Below are 16,322 nucleotides of genomic sequence, written 5' to 3' on the forward strand. Positions count from 1 at the left end.
AGTATTTTACCCTGGAAATCGTTGAATCAAAAACAACGTTTTTCAGGGTAAAACACAAAAGAATGGAGTATGTGGTTACTTCGAGAGTGCTTCGAAAAGTCTGTCAAGAGCACGATTTGCGTCTTTTTCTTCGTCGAGGAGTTGCACAAATTTTGAGCCGATGATGGCACCTGCAGCGTTTGATTGGGCTGATTCCAGGGTCTGCTTGTTACTGATTCCGAAGCCAATCATGCGCGGATTTCGCAGGTTCATGGCATTAATCTTGTGGAAATAAGCCTGTTTTTGTTCGTCAAACGACTGTTGTGCCCCCGTTGTGGCAGCTGATGATACCATGTAAATGAAGCCTTCCGTGTGCTCATCAATGAAGCGGATACGCTCCTTGGAGGTCTCGGGCGTGATGAGCATGATGACGCGTACATCATAGCGATCGGCCACTGGTTTGATGTCGTCGAGGTAGTCTTTGAAGGGTAGGTCGGGGATGATGACACCACTGACGCCAGACTCAACGCACGACTGACAGAAAGCTTCGATACCATACTGCATGATTGGGTTTAGATAACCCATAAGTATCAGTGGTATAGATACTTCGTCTTTTATGCTCTTGAGCTGATTGAAGAGCGTTTGCAGATTCATTCCGTTCTTCAAAGCCTTTGTGGCAGCATCCTGAATCACGGGTCCGTCGGCCATCGGGTCGCTGAAAGGAATGCCCACTTCTATCATGTCGATGCCTCGTTTCTGCATCGTTTTAATTACTTCGGCGGTACTGTCGAGGGTGGGGGTGCCGGCGCAAAAATAGAGTGAGAGGAGCTTTCTGTCGCCTCTTTCGTTGAAAAGTCGTGTTATTTTATTCATAATTGTGTCAGAAATTGCTTTAATAGTTCTACATTTTTCATTCCAGGCTCTGTTTCAAAGCGAGAATTGAGATCTATTCCCATCATCTTCGGGTGCTTAAAATCGCGTATGCGAGCAGCATCGTCGGGACCTATACCGCCACTAAGCAGGAAAGGTTTCTCACCGTCGTAGCCGTCGAGTACAGACCAGTCAAACTGCTTTCCGCTACCGCCTACGCACGTACATTTTGTATCAAAAACGAAGGCATCGACGCAGTCCTCGTACTGCTTATAAATTGCGACCGAATTGCGATCCATAATGCTGATGGCCTTCCAAATCTGGATGCCTCGACGCAAGTCGGGGTCAATCGTACTGCGCAGGTTGCGGATGAGTGTGGGCTCTTCGTGGCCGTGCAACTGAATCACGTCCAACTTGAAATTCACCACCCGCGTGATGATATTCTGTGCCATCTCGTCTACGAAAACGCCCACTCTCTGGTAGCAACTCGGCGTTTCGCTGTTAGCAACAAGCCGTGTTGTGTCGGGGATGATGCCTGCGTGGGAGGGAATCATGGTCACGTTTCTGGGCGATTTTTCCCAGAAAATCATGCCGATATAATCGACGCCTAACTTGCTGACCTGACGAATATTCTCGCCGTCGCGCATGCCGCATACTTTTACTTTCATATCTTTGCAATAAATTCTTTCAGAGCCAGTCCTGGTTGGGGTTCACGCATAAACGTCTCACCGATGAGGAAACCGCGGAAACCTGCCTCGCGCAGTTCCCTGACCGTCTGTGGGTTAGAGATGCCGCTCTCGCTTACTTTTACAGCCTCTCTTGGTAGCTTCTCGGCCAGACGGTAAGAAGTCTCCACGTTGGTAATAAACGAGCCTAAATGGCGATTGTTGATGCCACAGAGGTCTGGATTCAATTCTGCATATTCCAGTTCGCGCTCGTCGTGCATTTCAAGCAGTACCTCCAGTCCTAGCTCGTGAGCTTTTGTCAGCAGAGTGCGCAGTTTTTCTTTCGTCAGACAAGCTGCGATGAGCAGTACGGCAGAGGCACCGCATAGCAGGGCTTCGTAGAGTTGCATCTCGTCGATAACGAAATTCTTGTAGAGTACAGGGATAGCGACGCCTGCCTGTCGTGCCTCCATGATAAAACGGTCGTGACCACCGAAATATTGCTTGTCGGTGAGGATAGATAGGGCTGCGGCACCGTTCTGCTGGTACGACAGGGGTATCTCGCAGGCTTTACCCTCCTCTTTGATCCAGCCTTTCGAGGGCGAGCGGCGCTTGAACTCAGCGATGATGCCCGTGGGCGAGGCCAGGAGGGCTTCCCGTATAGAGACCTTCTTCTGACGCATGCGCTCCAACTCTTGCTGTTTGTGAGCTACTATTTCTTCAAGGATGTCCATTGTTGTGATGGGATTAATGGGGTTAAGAATTCAGCTCCACGAATTTCTTGAAGGTACGCAGTGCTGCACCGCTGTCGATACTCTCGCGGGCAATGGCGATACACTCCTCAATGCTCTTCTCGCCCTTTTCAAGCACCTGAATACCGAAGGCGGCATTGGCCAGCACGATGTTCTTTTGGGCAGGCAGCGCACGATTCTCGAGTACGGAGTCGAATATCTGGGCGGCCTCTTCCTCGGTAGCTCCACCAACAAGTTCCTCGGGCTTAGCTATCTCGAAGCCGAGGTCGCTGGGCTTAAAGATACGCTCGTACTGCTTGGTGGTTACTTTAAAGTCGCCTGTAAGTGAAATCTCGTCATAGCCGTCGATAGAATTCACGATACCATAGTCGATGCCAATCTTCTGATAAACCTGGTTATACAGACGCATCTGGTCGAGGTTGGCTACGCCAAGCAGTTGACACTGAGGCTGTGAGGGATTGACCAGAGGACCAAGCAGATTGAAGATTGTTGGGAACTGCAGCGCCTTGCGGATGGGGCCAACAAACTTCATGGCCTTGGCAAAGAGCTGGGCGTGGAGATAGACAATGCCAGCCTCGTTGAGTGAGCGGTTCAACTTGTCGATATCATCGGTGAACTTAATGCCGTGATGGGCAATGACGTTCGAGGCACCCGAAACAGAAGTGGCAGCGTAATTACCGTGCTTAGCCACCTTGTAACCTGCACCTGCGATGACGAAACAGCTCGTCGTAGAAATATTAAAGGTGTTCTTACGGTCGCCACCGGTTCCTACCACGTCGATATAGCGATCGGCGTCGAGAATGGCGGGAACGCCCGTCTCAAGGATACCATCGCGGAAACCAAGCAGTTCGTCAACGGTAACACCGCGCATCTGCAGGGATGTGAGCAGTGCTGTAATCTGCTCGGTGGGATACTCACTCTGAGTGATACCAATCAGAATATTCTTCATTTCTTCACGAGACAATTCCTCGTGGTTCAGCATCCTGTTCAGGATGTCTTTCATTGTCTGTGCCATATCTGTTTTGTTGTTTAATCCTTAATTTTTAATCTTTAATACTTCATGTTACAAGAACATCCAGTTCTGCAGCATCTTCTTTCCATCGGGGGTGAGCACGCTCTCGGGGTGGAACTGGATACCACGTATGTTGAGAGTTTTATGTTTCAAGGCCATAATCTGTCCTTCGTTGCTCTCGGCAGTGATTTCAAGACAATCGGGGAAGTTCTCCTTTGAGACCACCCACGAGTGATATCGGCCTACGGTAAATTCCTTCGAGATACCCGAGAAGAGTGCATCGTCGTTAGTGAGATGGCAGGGCGTAGCTACACCGTGAAAGACGTCGCTCAGGTTCTCGAGCTGGCCACCAAAGGCCTCGCCAATAGCCTGATGACCGAGACATACGCCCAGAATGGGCTTCTTGCCGGCATAGGTGCGAATCACATCAAGTAGCAGACCTGCCTCAGAGGGGATGCCAGGACCTGGGGAAAGAATAATCTTACTAAACTCCTCCAGTTGCGACAGTTCAAACTGGTCGTTACGGTAAACGGTGACGTCTGCGCCCAGTTCCTTAACCAAATGACTCAGGTTGTATGTAAACGAGTCGTAATTATCTATGATAACTATTTTCATGATGGTTCTAATGGGGATTAATGAATCAAGTAATTTACATCTTCTCGGCCATGAGGATAGCACGTCTTAGTGCACCCAGTTTGTTGTTAACCTCCTGCAGTTCGTACTCCTCGTCGCTCTTGGCCACAATACCTCCGCCTGCCTGAAACCAGAGTTCACCGTTACGACTGACAAAGGTGCGGATGGTGATAGCCTGATTCAGCGATCCGTTAAGACCTATATAGCCGATACAACCGCCGTAAGCACCACGGTTATGGGGCTCGTACTCAGAAATCAACTGCATGGCGCGAACCTTTGGGGCACCTGATAGTGTGCCGGCAGGGAAGGTGTCGATGAAAGCCTTGATAGGGTCGGCATCCTTGTCAAGTTCGCCTGAGACGCGTGACACGAGATGAATGACATGTGAGTAATATTGCAGGTCTTTGTAAAAATCAACCTTTACGCCGTGACAATTACGTGACAGATCGTTGCGTGCCAGGTCAACCAGCATCACATGTTCTGCATTCTCCTTGGGATCATTGCGCAGGTATTCGGCTCCCTTGCGATCGGCCTCTGCATCGCCTGTACGCTTGGTAGTGCCTGCGATGGGGTCGATGTAGGCCTTCTTTCCCTCTATGCGACAATGCGTCTCGGGAGAAGAACCGAAGATACGGAAACCGCCGAAGTCGAAGTAGAAGAGGTAAGGTGAAGGGTTGATTGAGCGGAGGGCACGATAGAGCTTGAAGTCATCGCCCTCATACTTCTGGATGAAGCGGCGTGAGAGCACAATCTGGAAGACGTCGCCACGCAGACAGTGTTGGATGCCTTTTCGGATATTGGCCTTATGTTCCTCGTCGGTAAGGGGTGAGGTCGTTTCGCCTACAGGATGGAAGTCGTAAGCCTTTACGTTGGCTTTATTCATGGCTTTCATCACATCATCTAGTGCCTTTTCGCCATCAAGTGAGATAATTGTGAGGGTGTTGTTGAAATGGTCGAACACAATCACTACCTTATAAAGGATGTATAACAGGTCGGGGGCATCGTTCTTGGCCTGTGTCTCGTCCTTAACGTCGATATTCTCGAAATAACGTACGGCATTGAATGAGGTATAGCCGAAGAGTCCGCAGGTGTCTGCATGCTCGCCAGTGACCTTGATATGGTCAATCAATGCATGGATGGCATCGGCAGAACCATAGTTGTTGTTGATTTCATGCTGCTCATTGCTTCCATCAGGAAAGATGATGTTGGCAAGGCCGTGACCGATGGCCACACTCGCCATAGGGTTGATACCGATAAACGAGCGCGAGTTATTTGAGTCGTGATAATCCGAACTCTCCATCAGGGCACTCTGTGGATAGAGGTCGCGAAGGCGCATATATACGCCAACAGGTGTATAAAGGTCGGCCAGAATGGTACGGCTGGTTGTGGTATATTTAAAAGTTTCCATATTCGCCTGCTAAGTCTTTGTTGTTCAGATAGGTTTCTACATCTTTATCGCCACGTCCGCTGACGGTCAGCACTACCACATCATCGGGCTTGAAGGTCATCTTCTGAAGGGCTGCAATAGCGTGGGCACTCTCCAGGGCGGGGATGATACCCTCCAGACGGGTCAGTTCGTAGGCGGCGCGTATGGCCTCGTCGTCGTTGATGCTATAGACTGTTGCACGATGCTGAGTGGCCAGGTTGGCATGCATCGGACCGATACCGGGATAGTCCAGTCCGGCAGAGATGCTCTCAGCCTCGATAATCTGTCCGTCGGGGGTCTGCATCACCAACGTCTTGGCACCATGAAGGATACCCAGTCGGCCAGCGTGAATCGTAGCTGCGGTATGACCGGTCTCTACGCCCTTGCCACCAGCCTCTGCCAGCACAATCTTCACGCGCTCATCATCTATATAGTGGTAGATAGTACCTGCGGCATTTGAACCACCGCCCACACAAGCCATCAGGTAGTCGGGATAGTCGCGGCCAATCTTCTCTTGGAGTTGCTTCTTGATTTCCTCGGAGATGATGCTCTGCAGACGGGCCACCATATCGGGATAGGGGTGGGGACCCACGGTAGAACCGATGATATAGAAGGTATCACTGGGATGACAGCACCAGTCGCGGATGGCTTCATTGGTGGCATCTTTCAGGGTCCAGTTGCCTGTTTTCACCGGACGGACCTCGGCACCCAGCATCTTCATGCGCTCTACGTTGACGTGCTGACGTTCTACGTCCAGCGCTCCCTGATATACCACGCAGGGCATATCCATCAGGGCGCATACCGTTGCTGTAGCCACGCCGTGCTGACCGGCACCTGTCTCGGCGATGATACGTTTCTTACCCATCTTCTTGGCCAACAGGATCTGTCCGATGGTGTTGTTGATCTTGTGGGCACCGGTGTGGTTCAGGTCTTCACGCTTCAGGTAGAGCTGACAGCCGTATTTCTCGCTCATGCGCTTAGCCAGGTAGAGGGGAGAGGGACGACCTACGTAGTCGCGTAGCAGCGTCATATACTCACGCTTAAACTCCTCTGACTCGATAATGGGCAGATACTCCTCCTGCAAGCGCTTCACCGTAGCATAGAGAATCTCGGGAACGTAGGCTCCACCAAACTCTCCGTAAAATCCTTGTTTGTCAACTAAGTAACTCATATATTTTTATTTTTTTGTGTTGTTATTCGATTAAAAGAAAAAGAGACCCGTCGTGATTTGACGAGCCTCTTCTTATGGTTGATGTACATATACATGGCAAGTTTCTCACGACTATTTAAATCTTGAGTTACGCCACCACCATGCATTGAACAATTGTTTCATATTTTCTTGTTTCTTGTTTCTAATTCGGTTGCAAAAGTACGTGTTTTTCTGATAATCTGCAAATTTTTTGCTAACTTTTTTCGTAATATGATAGTTTTTTCTTATATTTGCAGTGGTATTTGTTAGATATTGATGATTATGAGAACCTATTTCTATAAAATTCTATTAACCTGTTTTGTTCTTTTCGTCTGTTCTGGCATATCGGCTCAATCAGATTTTGCCGTTGACTCCGTGACTTCGGAAAGTGACTCGTTGATACAGGTGTTGCGTAATCAGGTACAGGAACTGCAGTTGCAGCGTATCATGATGCAGGAACAGTTGTCCGAGACGGGACGTAGCGACTCCTTGAGAGCAGCCGAACGAAAGGCGCGTGTGGACTCTCTGCGTACGATAACGCCAGGTTCGCCCTTGGTGATTGACGGCGACACGCTGTTGGTGCTCTATGCGCGCAAGGGTGGGGTGTATCCTGAGAAACGCGTAGAACAGGCTTATGAAGCTATCCTCTCGCAGGGGCGTCGCCTGACGATGTTTGCCGACTCAGTCTATGTCTATGAGAGCGATTTCTTCAGCGATATCATGGCAGGCAATGAGGTGATACTCAGTGTGACGGATATTGATGCGCTGTGGCAGAATACAACCCGTCAGGAACTGGCCGCGCAATATGCGGAGGTTATCAAGGCCAAGATTCTGGAGATTCATGAGGAGTATGGGTTGCGCCAGAAATTGCGTGGCTTGTTGTGGGTGGCTGTCATCATCGTGGTGCAATGGTTGCTCATCAAGGTGACGTTGTGGTTCTACCGCAGATGGCGCTATCGTCTGATGCGACGTGTGATGCAATGGGATATCCCTTTGAGAATCAGGGATTATGAGGTGCTGAACGTCCGTAGGCGTGGCATCATCTTCCTGTTCTTCTTCCGTATGCTGCGCTTCTTCGTCATCCTGATGCAGTTGCTTGTCAGTGTGCCCCTGCTCTTCTCTGTATTCCCGGAGACTAAGACGTTCACCTTTACAATATTAGGATATATTTGGGACCCGCTGGTCGATATCGTGGGGTCTGTGATGGGCTATATGCCCAACCTTTTTAAGATTATTGTCATCATCGTATGTTTCCGCTACCTGGTGAAGGCAATCCGCTATCTGTCCAATGAGGTATCATCTGGTAACCTGAAGATTACGGGCTTCTATGCCGACTGGGCTCAGCCAACTTACCTTATCCTGCGTATCTTGCTTTATTCCTTCATGTTTATCATGATATGGCCCTTGTTGCCCAGTTCTGACTCTGAGATATTCCAAGGCGTCTCTGTCTTCATCGGTGTCATCGTGTCACTGGGTTCTACGTCTATCGTGGGTAATGTAATGGCAGGACTGGTGATGACCTATATGCGCCCATTCCGCGAGGGAGACTTCATCCGCTTTGGTGATGTTGAGGGCTTTGTCATCGAGAAAACGGCACTGGTGACGCGTGTCAGGACGCGTAAGAACGAGGTGATTACGATTCCTAATTCGAACCTGATGAGTGCCCAGACTTCTAACTATACGTTTGCGGCGGCAAATTTTGGTATCATCGTGCATACCAAGGTGACGATAGGTTATGACATGAAGCACGAACTGATAGAGAATTTGCTGCTGGCGTCGGCAAAGGCTACCAAACACTTGCAGCAAAAGCCCCAACCTTTCGTGCGTGTCACGGCGTTGGATGATTTCTACGTGGAATACGAAATCAATGCCTATACACATCATTCTGAACACTTGTCGGATATCTATTCGGAGTTGCACCAGAATATTCTGGATCATTTCCATGAGGCTGGTGTTGAGATTATGTCACCCCATATCTTTGCCCACAGAGATAATCTGGAGTTGCAAATTCCCAAGAGTGACAAATAAATTTTAATTTATTTTGAAGTTTGACAGAATTCAATTATCTTTGCAGACGAATACTCGATTGCTAACTAAAAATATTATAAGATGAAAAGAAAACTTTCTTCTCTATTGCTGTTTGCTGCTATGCTGTTTGCTGCTCAAGGAAATGTCATGGCTGCCAATACAAAGACAACAATAACACAGGTCACAACGACAGTCACTCTTAGCGATGATGTGGATTACATCATCACGGGCGATGCACCTTTTGCCGGTGATGGCTTGATTAATATCACGAATACAGAGCATGCTGTGTTGATTCTTCAGAATATCAAGCCGTCGAAGGCGTCTTCGTGGTTGAAATATGTTCAGATCAACGGTGTGAAGGCTGCCAACAACTCCAACTGTCAGATAAAGTTCTATAATTATGGTTGTATCATCCTGCCATATGCCGGCGGTGATAATTTCAAGCCGCTCACCGTCTATTCTGAGAAGAATTTCGAGGGCGAGTCGTGCAATGACTTCGGATTAGAGCATTCCGATGGTTATATGAACACGCTGACGGATGCAAAGTTGAACAACCGTATCCGTTCGTTTAAACTGAAGCGTGGCTATATGGTGACTTTTTCCCTGAAAGCTGGCGGACACGGTTATAGCCGTTGTTTTATTGCTGCTGACAAGGATTTGGAGATGGCTTCACTGCCTGCACTCATGGACAACAGTATTTCTTCGTATCGTGTGTTTAAATGGTATGACGCTGGCAAGAAACAGTTGGCCAATGATTTGAACACCACCACCATGGCTGCCCTGGATGTACAGAGTAGTTATACTTGGAGCGAGGGACATAATATGGCACCCGATTATGAGTGTGTACCCAACCATATCTATGAGGACTATCCCTCTTCTCGTGCTATTGGCAAAGCTACATGGTCGCCTCATTCAAAGAATAATAATGAACCTAGGAATACGTCTGATGACCATCCGCAGGATCTGAATACAATCCTCAACAACTGGGAGAACATGATGCGTACGGGTATGCGCCTCTGCTCACCGGCTTCTTGGGATGGTAGCGACTATTGGAATGCTACGGGATTCCTGGCAGAGTTCTTGGATTCTATTGATGCTCGCGGCTGGCGTTGCGATATTATTGACCTGCACTGCTACTGGGCTGAGGGCAGCTTCGGTAATATGCACTATTGGTCGGACAAGTATAAGCGTCCTATCTGGATTTCTGAATGGTGCTGGGGTGCCTCCTGGAATCATAATGGTGCTTTCGCTGATGGTGTCACCCAGTCACAGGTGAAGGGAGCATTGGAACGTATCTGTACGAATCTGAATAATTGGGATTATGTGGAGCGCTATTATTACTGGAATGGTGAGGCTCCGATATCCCGTCTCTATGATGGCGGACTGACACCTGCTGGTGAGTACTATGCTGCAATGAAGGCGCCGATGGCTTATAATGGTAAATATGATTTTGTGCCTAAGACACCTAAACAGTATGCCCCTTCCAATTTCTCTGTGGAATATGATAATAAGAAGGGACTGGCCGTCCTGAAATGGGATGATAAGAATGGCGAAATGAACAGCAGCATGTCTATTATGCGAAAGGCTGGTAGCGGTAAGGCATGGGAGGTATTGTGTAATGTCGCTATTCAAGAGGATGCTGCAAGTTATACGTTTACCGACTCTGCTGCCATGATTGGCTATCAGTATCAGATTGTCGTCAAGGATGCCAACAACCAGGATCGAAAGTCTACTACCTTGATGGCAACAAGTGATGAGCTGCAGACTGGCGATGCCATAGAGATTGATGGACAGACAAGATATCTGGGTGGTAACATCATGGTGAATGGCAGTTTTGATATGGGCTTCTATGGTTGGCTCGACGGAAAAGGCAACACACTCTCGGCACCTTATTTCCAGGTGATTCCTGAGGGTGGAAATGATGACGGTGCTTATCTGCAGGCTTACGGCAATGGCAACCTGACAAGTGAGATGGCTCTGCATACGGTGTTTACGATCCTGCCCAACACGAATTATTATTTCTCAGTAGCCTCTTGCAACATGCCTTCGGGCTATGATTGTAAGTTGGGCTTGAGCGAGGAGGGTATGGCAGCTCCTGCGGCATCACCTTTGTTTATTAATAATACAACGGATAAGTGGCTGACGCAGTTTGCCAGTTTCAATAGTAAGTCCAATACACAGGCACGTGTACGTCTGTTTAATCTGGCTTCTAAGGCGCAAGTTGATCAGATGATGCTTTGCCAGTTGTTCTCTACACGCGACTCGGCTATTGCTGATGGTATTGCCAAAGTGCGTATCACGGCTGAGGCATTCAAGGACTACAATACAAAGTACAACTATCTAAACGAGGACTTGACACGTATTTCCACGGGTGTTACTACTACTGATGCAGAGGCTCTTCAGACGCTGGCAAAGGCAATGGAAGATGCCCTCCAGGCGTATCGTTATCTGAACGATGGTACGTTGGTTGCATATGCTGAGAAACTGGTTGCGCTGAAGTTACATGGTAATGAGAGTTTGGAATTGATTCTTAATGCTGCCAAGAAAGCTAAGACAATAGAATCTGTTGTCATGTGCTATGCTGACTTGGAGGAGGCTGTGTTCGACTATCTGCCTTACAAACAGGTGAAGGGTAAGATTGAGAATCCCAATTTCTCGTTGAATACTGGATGGACGTTTAAGACTGGTTCTTATCAAGGTGGCGATCAGCGTCTGGCTACCCATGATGGCGTCACCTGCTGGAATGCGTGGTGGTCAGGTATCGATGCCGACAACGAGACACAGTCGATGGCTATCTCGCAGGATTTGACATTCCCAGGCACAACTCCTATGCATGGTCTGTATGCACTTGAGTGTAAGGCTTCTACAGAGCATTACTGTCTTTCTGACCAGCATGGTTATATTACAGATGGTACCGTAAAGGAGAATACACAAAACCTTACAGCCGACTATCTGGATCTGAATATGCCTGTTGCCAAACGCTGGGGTACGCTTTACACGGCTCCTATCTACCTCAACGATAATAGTACGTTTACCGTTGGTTTCGAGGGTACTAAGAAGGGCTCTGTTGCCAATGGCTGGCTGCAGTACGGAAAAACGTCAGGTCAGTCTAACGATAAGCGCGAGGGGTGGTGGTGTGCAACAGATTTCGCACTCCGTTTTACGCCGCTCTATAAGCAAACTGTAGTGCCCAATCAGTTTGGTTGTATCTGTCTGCCTTATGCTGTTCGCGCTTCCGAAACGCTTGAATGCTACAAAATTGTGGGTATCAATGCAGACTATACCCAACTGTGTCTTGAGGAGATCGACGAGACAGAGGCTGGCGTTCCTTTTATCTACCGTTCTTCAGATACTGAGGCGCTCTTCCTGGAGTATGGCGATGCAGTGACCATGACACAGAACGGTCCTGGTAATCTGCGTGGCTATCTGATTGCAAGTGCTCGTATGCCTCTTAATTATTACTTTGTCAACGATGGCGCTTTCGAGAAAATTACTTCTGCAAATCGTACGAAAGTGAAAAACTACGACGGCTATATGCGTCCTTTCACGGATCTCAATAGTGAGGCTATCCCTGTGCTGACCGACTGGACGGGCGAGACAATGGCTATCAGTGGTGTTACTGAAGAGGAGAAAGTAAAGAACAACCAACTCACCGGAATTAATACCGTCGTAGACAACCGTATGTTTGCTGATGGCGTTTACACGCTTGATGGACGCAGCATGCAGCGTGAGTCATTGAGGCCTGGGCTTTATATCAAGGTCGTTGGCGGACGTATGTATAAGACAATCATAAAGTGATGATGAATAAAAAAAGAAATATCCTGTTTGTGGTGGCTGCACTGGGTGCTGCCACCGCTTTCGCGCAAGAGCCTGTGCGCTCTTCGTCCAGTCTCTATCTGCATGCCCAGAAAAAGGCTGATGTGTCTCTGCCTTATGCCATCTCGGCCGAGGGCAAGCGATTCCAGCCAACATGGGGTTTGGATCTGGCTTGGAATAATGAGTCAAATTTGCGTAAGGGCGTCAACCACATGGGTAAGGAGAATGTCGGCATCGGTCGTACATCATTCCGTGTGCTGAATGCGCTGAAAGATGGTAATCAGTTGACATCAGACCAGATAGAAGGACTACGTTCGCGTTCGAATGTATTTGATAATGTGGTGGGCAGAACCCTGCCATTGGTTATCAACTGTGACAACGGTTATATGCCCAATGGTCATACAGGACCGTATATCAATACTTACTATACAGCTGAAGATAAGAGTGTTGATGTAGAACATTGGGCTAAGTGCATTGAGGCTCACGTGCTTTGGATGAAGACGAATACTAGTCATCCGATAGTTGGTGTGTCGCCGTTTAATGAGCCTGATAACGCTTGGGAAAAGAACCTTGCGGGTGAAATACAGGGAAATGCAGGGGATGAGGCTAATGTGGCAAAGTTACTGAAAAGCTATGATTCGATGAATGGCATCGTCATCGCTGGTGCCAACACGCTGAATAATGACAACGCATGGAACTGGTTTAATGCTGGCAAACAGTATTACGACTGGGGAAATACCCATCAGTTGGCGGGCTCGTTCGCTAATTTCGCTAACTTCTATCAGCAACTGAAAAACGCTGAAAAGGTGGGTTTCGATGACGAGATGCACAATGTTGTTGAGGCTATGGTAGGACTGGAATACGGCATGACTGTCGGCATCTGGTGGGGCTTCGACAGTCGTGCGCGTGGTGAGTTCTGCGATATAAGTCGCAATGGCGTGCGTCTGGCTTATGGTGAGCACCGCAACAACTGGACGGCGGCCAGCGTTTATCGTCATGATGACGGACGCGTAAAGGCTTTTGTTGGCTCCAGTGAACGTCAGGCTAAGACCACCACTTATCAGTTTGTCTCTACTGAGCGTGATGTCTATTATGATGGTTATGGTCCTGTACACGAGTTCGTGATGGAGATGCCTGGTGGTACGGGCTATCAGACAGGACAGACCAACGGTGAGCGTGTAATCAATGTGACGTGGGGCGAGGACGTGCCTCCTTCTGAGATTAACGGTACTTATAAACTGTTGAACAAGGTTTCGGGTGCTACTGGTAATGTCGTAAGCTATACTTCCAGTGGTGATGTGATTAAGCAGTCAAGGTACACGGGTTCCAAGAAACAGCAGTGGACGGTGAAACCTTGTAGTTCTCGCATTGGTGGTGATTATAGCTTCTATAATATCGAGTCGGTGGATAATGCCAATATTCGCATGAATGTGAAGGATTATTCCAAGAGTCAGGCTGATATCCTGGCGTGGACGCAGAATGGTCCTACCAGCAACGAACAGTGGTATCTGGAGTATGACGGCAATGGCTATTACTTGATTCGTAACCGTGAGAGTGCACTCTATCTGGCATCGGCAGGCACTAGTACAATGGCCAAGATTATCCAGACCCCAGAACTTACGGGTACTAATCGTGATCGTATGCTGTTCCGTTTCGTTCCCGTGGACGTAACTTACGATACTGCAGCTCCTGCCAAGCCTGCTGGCTTGCTGGCTGAGTCGCAGTCGGCCTCTGTTCGTCTCTCATGGACGGCTAATACAGAAACGGATGTGGAAGGCTATATGGTGGTGCGTGCGCCTAAGGGTACTGACGACTGGAACACCATCGCCCGTCAGCTCACGGAGACTTATTTCGTAGATAATACCTGTCGTCCTAATACCTCTTATATATATAAGGTAAAGGCGATAGACCGTTCGCAGAATATATCTGAGGCTTCTGATGTCGTTGAGGCTGCTCCGCTGAGTCAGCCTACGATGATTGCCCGTTGGGATTTCGAGGATAATCTCAATGACGACACGCAGAATATGCTGGATATGGCTTCACCTTCTACGCCTAAGTATGTGGCTGACCATAAGGTGGGCGATAAGTCTTTGTCGCTGACTGCCCAGTTCGTTCAGTTGCCTTATCGTGTTGCTGATAGTGATGAACTCTCTGTTGCTATGTGGGTTAAGTGGAACACATCTACGACTCAGTGGCAGCGTATCTTCGATTTCGGTAATGACGAGGACCATTATCTGTTCCTGACACCCAATAGCGGTACCTCTAAGATGCGCTTCGCCATTAAGAACGGAGGTGATGAACAGATTCTCGACTGTCCTTCGAAGTTGTCAAGCTATCTGTGGAAGCATGTTGTGGTGACGATGGGTAAGGATAAGACTGCAATCTATGTTGATGGTACAGAGGTTGCTTCTACTACAGGTATCACCATTAAGCCCAGCGATATCCGTCCGGTATTGAATTATCTGGGACGCAGTCAGTATACGGCAGACCCCAATATCTCGGCTAATTATGATGATGTGCGCATATTCAACTACGCCCTTAGTGCTGACGAGGTGAAGGCTGTGAAGGACGGTACCTATACCAACATCCAGTCTGTTGAGAATTCCGACGCCGTCAGTAAACCAATCTATACGATTGATGGTAAACGGATTGACCGACCCCAACAGGGCATTAATATCATTGACAGCAGGAAGATTTTGATGAAGTAATAAAACAGAAAGAGGATGCGGATGCATCCTCTTTCTTTATTTCTCCAACGATAGTTTGTACCACTCAAAGAGTTTTTTCACACCTTCGTCAATCTCTACCTTGTGTGTCCAACCTAATCGGTGCAACTTGGATACATCAATCAGTTTACGCATCGTGCCGTCGGGTTTCGTACTGTCAAATTCGATGGTGCCTTCAAAGCCCACGGCCTTGGCTACCAGTTCCGACAGCTCGCGAATGGACAGTTCCTTGCCAGTACCTACGTTGATATGACAGTTGCGTATCTCGCCCAATGAGGGGATGGCTCCACCGCGGCCAGCCGAATGGTTACGGTCTACGGCGCCATCGGTCTTGGCACCATAGTGCACGCTGGAGTATTTCTCAATGCCTATCACGTCGCTGAAGTCTACGTTCAGCAATACGTGTACGCTGGCATCTGCCATATCTTCACTCCACAGGAATTCGCGCAGTGGTGTACCAGTACCCCAAAGGGTCACCTTATTGTCTTCAATACCATACTTCGACAAGATGTTCAGTATATCGTCGTGTGATGATGACCCATCTACGCCCTCTACAGGACGTTTGTTGAGGTCAATGGCAATCTTGTCCCACTCGCCATCGTGAATCAACTTGGCCAGGTATACCTTGCGCATCATGGCTGGCATTACATGACTATTCTCCAGATGGAAATTATCATTGGGGCCATACAGGTTGGTGGGCATCACAGCGATATAGTTGGTTCCGTATTGCAGGTTGTAACTTTCGCACATCTTCAGGCCTGCTATTTTCGCAATGGCATATTCCTCGTTGGTATATTCCAGAGGCGACGTCAGCAGACAATCCTCCGTCATAGGCTGAGGTGCATTCTTGGGATAGATACAGGTAGAGCCCAGAAACAGCAGTCGCTGCACGCCGTGCTTATAGGCCTCGCCAATCACGTTGCATTGCATCATCATGTTCTGCATGATGAAGTCAGCACGATACAGGCTGTTGGCCATGATACCACCCACAAAGGCAGCTGCCAGCACCACCGCATCAGGCTTCTCCTCATCAAAGAACTGGCGTACGGCCACCTGGTCTGTCAGATCCAGTTCCTTGTGACTTCTGCCCACCAGGTTTGTATAACCTCTCTGCAACAGGTTATTCCAAATAGCGGAGCCCACAAGTCCGTGATGCCCCGCTACATATATTTTCGCGTTTTTATCTAACACAATTCCTAATTGTCAATTATCAATTATCAATTCTC

At 48.5% G+C, this 16,322-nt stretch carries 11 protein-coding genes; 3 read left to right on the forward strand and 8 right to left on the reverse strand.

All coding sequences use genetic code 11. The features are described 5' to 3' along the window. Positions 1–75: 75 nt before the first annotated feature. Genes trpA through trpB form a run of 7 tightly spaced genes read right to left on the reverse strand, consistent with a single transcriptional unit; the run spans position 76 to position 6,508 of the window. The gene (gene trpA / locus L6468_RS05110; RefSeq protein WP_237795959.1) at positions 76–852 is read right to left on the reverse strand and encodes a tryptophan synthase subunit alpha; all 777 of its coding nucleotides are present in this window, start codon (positions 850–852) and stop codon (positions 76–78) included. Continuing rightward, complete coding sequence (locus L6468_RS05115; RefSeq protein ID WP_237795961.1) at positions 849–1,517, reverse strand: phosphoribosylanthranilate isomerase; 669 nt, start codon at positions 1,515–1,517, stop codon at positions 849–851. The genes trpA and L6468_RS05115 overlap by 4 nt, the downstream gene beginning before the upstream one ends. After that, positions 1,514–2,248 carry an indole-3-glycerol phosphate synthase TrpC gene (gene trpC / locus L6468_RS05120; protein ID WP_237795964.1) on the reverse strand — a complete coding sequence of 245 codons (735 nt, stop codon included), beginning with the start codon at positions 2,246–2,248 and terminating at the stop codon, positions 1,514–1,516. Before trpC ends, L6468_RS05115 begins: the two co-directional genes overlap by 4 nt. A gap of 22 nt (positions 2,249–2,270) precedes the next feature. Continuing rightward, on the reverse strand, positions 2,271–3,269 hold the full coding sequence (gene trpD, locus L6468_RS05125; RefSeq protein WP_091815895.1) for an anthranilate phosphoribosyltransferase: 999 nt from the start codon (positions 3,267–3,269) through the stop codon (positions 2,271–2,273). 60 nt (positions 3,270–3,329) lie between these two features. Further along, positions 3,330–3,893, reverse strand: a complete 564-nt coding sequence (locus L6468_RS05130) for an anthranilate synthase component II (protein WP_237795965.1) — start codon at positions 3,891–3,893, stop codon at positions 3,330–3,332. A gap of 34 nt (positions 3,894–3,927) precedes the next feature. After that, positions 3,928–5,319, reverse strand: a complete 1,392-nt coding sequence (locus L6468_RS05135; protein WP_091815650.1) for an anthranilate synthase component I family protein — start codon at positions 5,317–5,319, stop codon at positions 3,928–3,930. Further along, positions 5,306–6,508, reverse strand: a complete 1,203-nt coding sequence (trpB, locus tag L6468_RS05140) for a tryptophan synthase subunit beta (protein WP_237795967.1) — start codon at positions 6,506–6,508, stop codon at positions 5,306–5,308. Before trpB ends, L6468_RS05135 begins: the two co-directional genes overlap by 14 nt. A gap of 300 nt (positions 6,509–6,808) precedes the next feature. Between trpB and L6468_RS05145 the strand changes: the two genes are divergently transcribed. The 3 genes from L6468_RS05145 to L6468_RS05155 all read left to right on the forward strand — a co-directional run bounded on the left by L6468_RS05145 (position 6,809) and on the right by L6468_RS05155 (position 15,078). Further along, complete coding sequence (locus L6468_RS05145) at positions 6,809–8,554, forward strand: mechanosensitive ion channel family protein (protein WP_237795969.1); 1,746 nt, start codon at positions 6,809–6,811, stop codon at positions 8,552–8,554. Positions 8,555–8,635: 81 nt separating this feature from the next. Further along, positions 8,636–12,352, forward strand: coding sequence for a glycoside hydrolase family protein (locus L6468_RS05150; protein ID WP_237795971.1), 3,717 nt, complete (start codon positions 8,636–8,638; stop codon positions 12,350–12,352). Further along, complete coding sequence (locus L6468_RS05155) at positions 12,352–15,078, forward strand: LamG-like jellyroll fold domain-containing protein (RefSeq protein ID WP_237795972.1); 2,727 nt, start codon at positions 12,352–12,354, stop codon at positions 15,076–15,078. The genes L6468_RS05150 and L6468_RS05155 overlap by 1 nt, the downstream gene beginning before the upstream one ends. Before the next feature lie 36 nt (positions 15,079–15,114). Here the strand turns inward: L6468_RS05155 and L6468_RS05160 are convergent, their stop codons facing one another. Beyond that, positions 15,115–16,290 carry a GDP-L-fucose synthase family protein gene (locus L6468_RS05160; protein WP_284438411.1) on the reverse strand — a complete coding sequence of 392 codons (1,176 nt, stop codon included), beginning with the start codon at positions 16,288–16,290 and terminating at the stop codon, positions 15,115–15,117. Positions 16,291–16,322: the final 32 nt, after the last annotated feature.

Source organism: Prevotella communis, from assembly GCF_022024115.1.
Classification (GTDB): Bacteria; Bacteroidota; Bacteroidia; order Bacteroidales; family Bacteroidaceae; genus Prevotella; species Prevotella communis.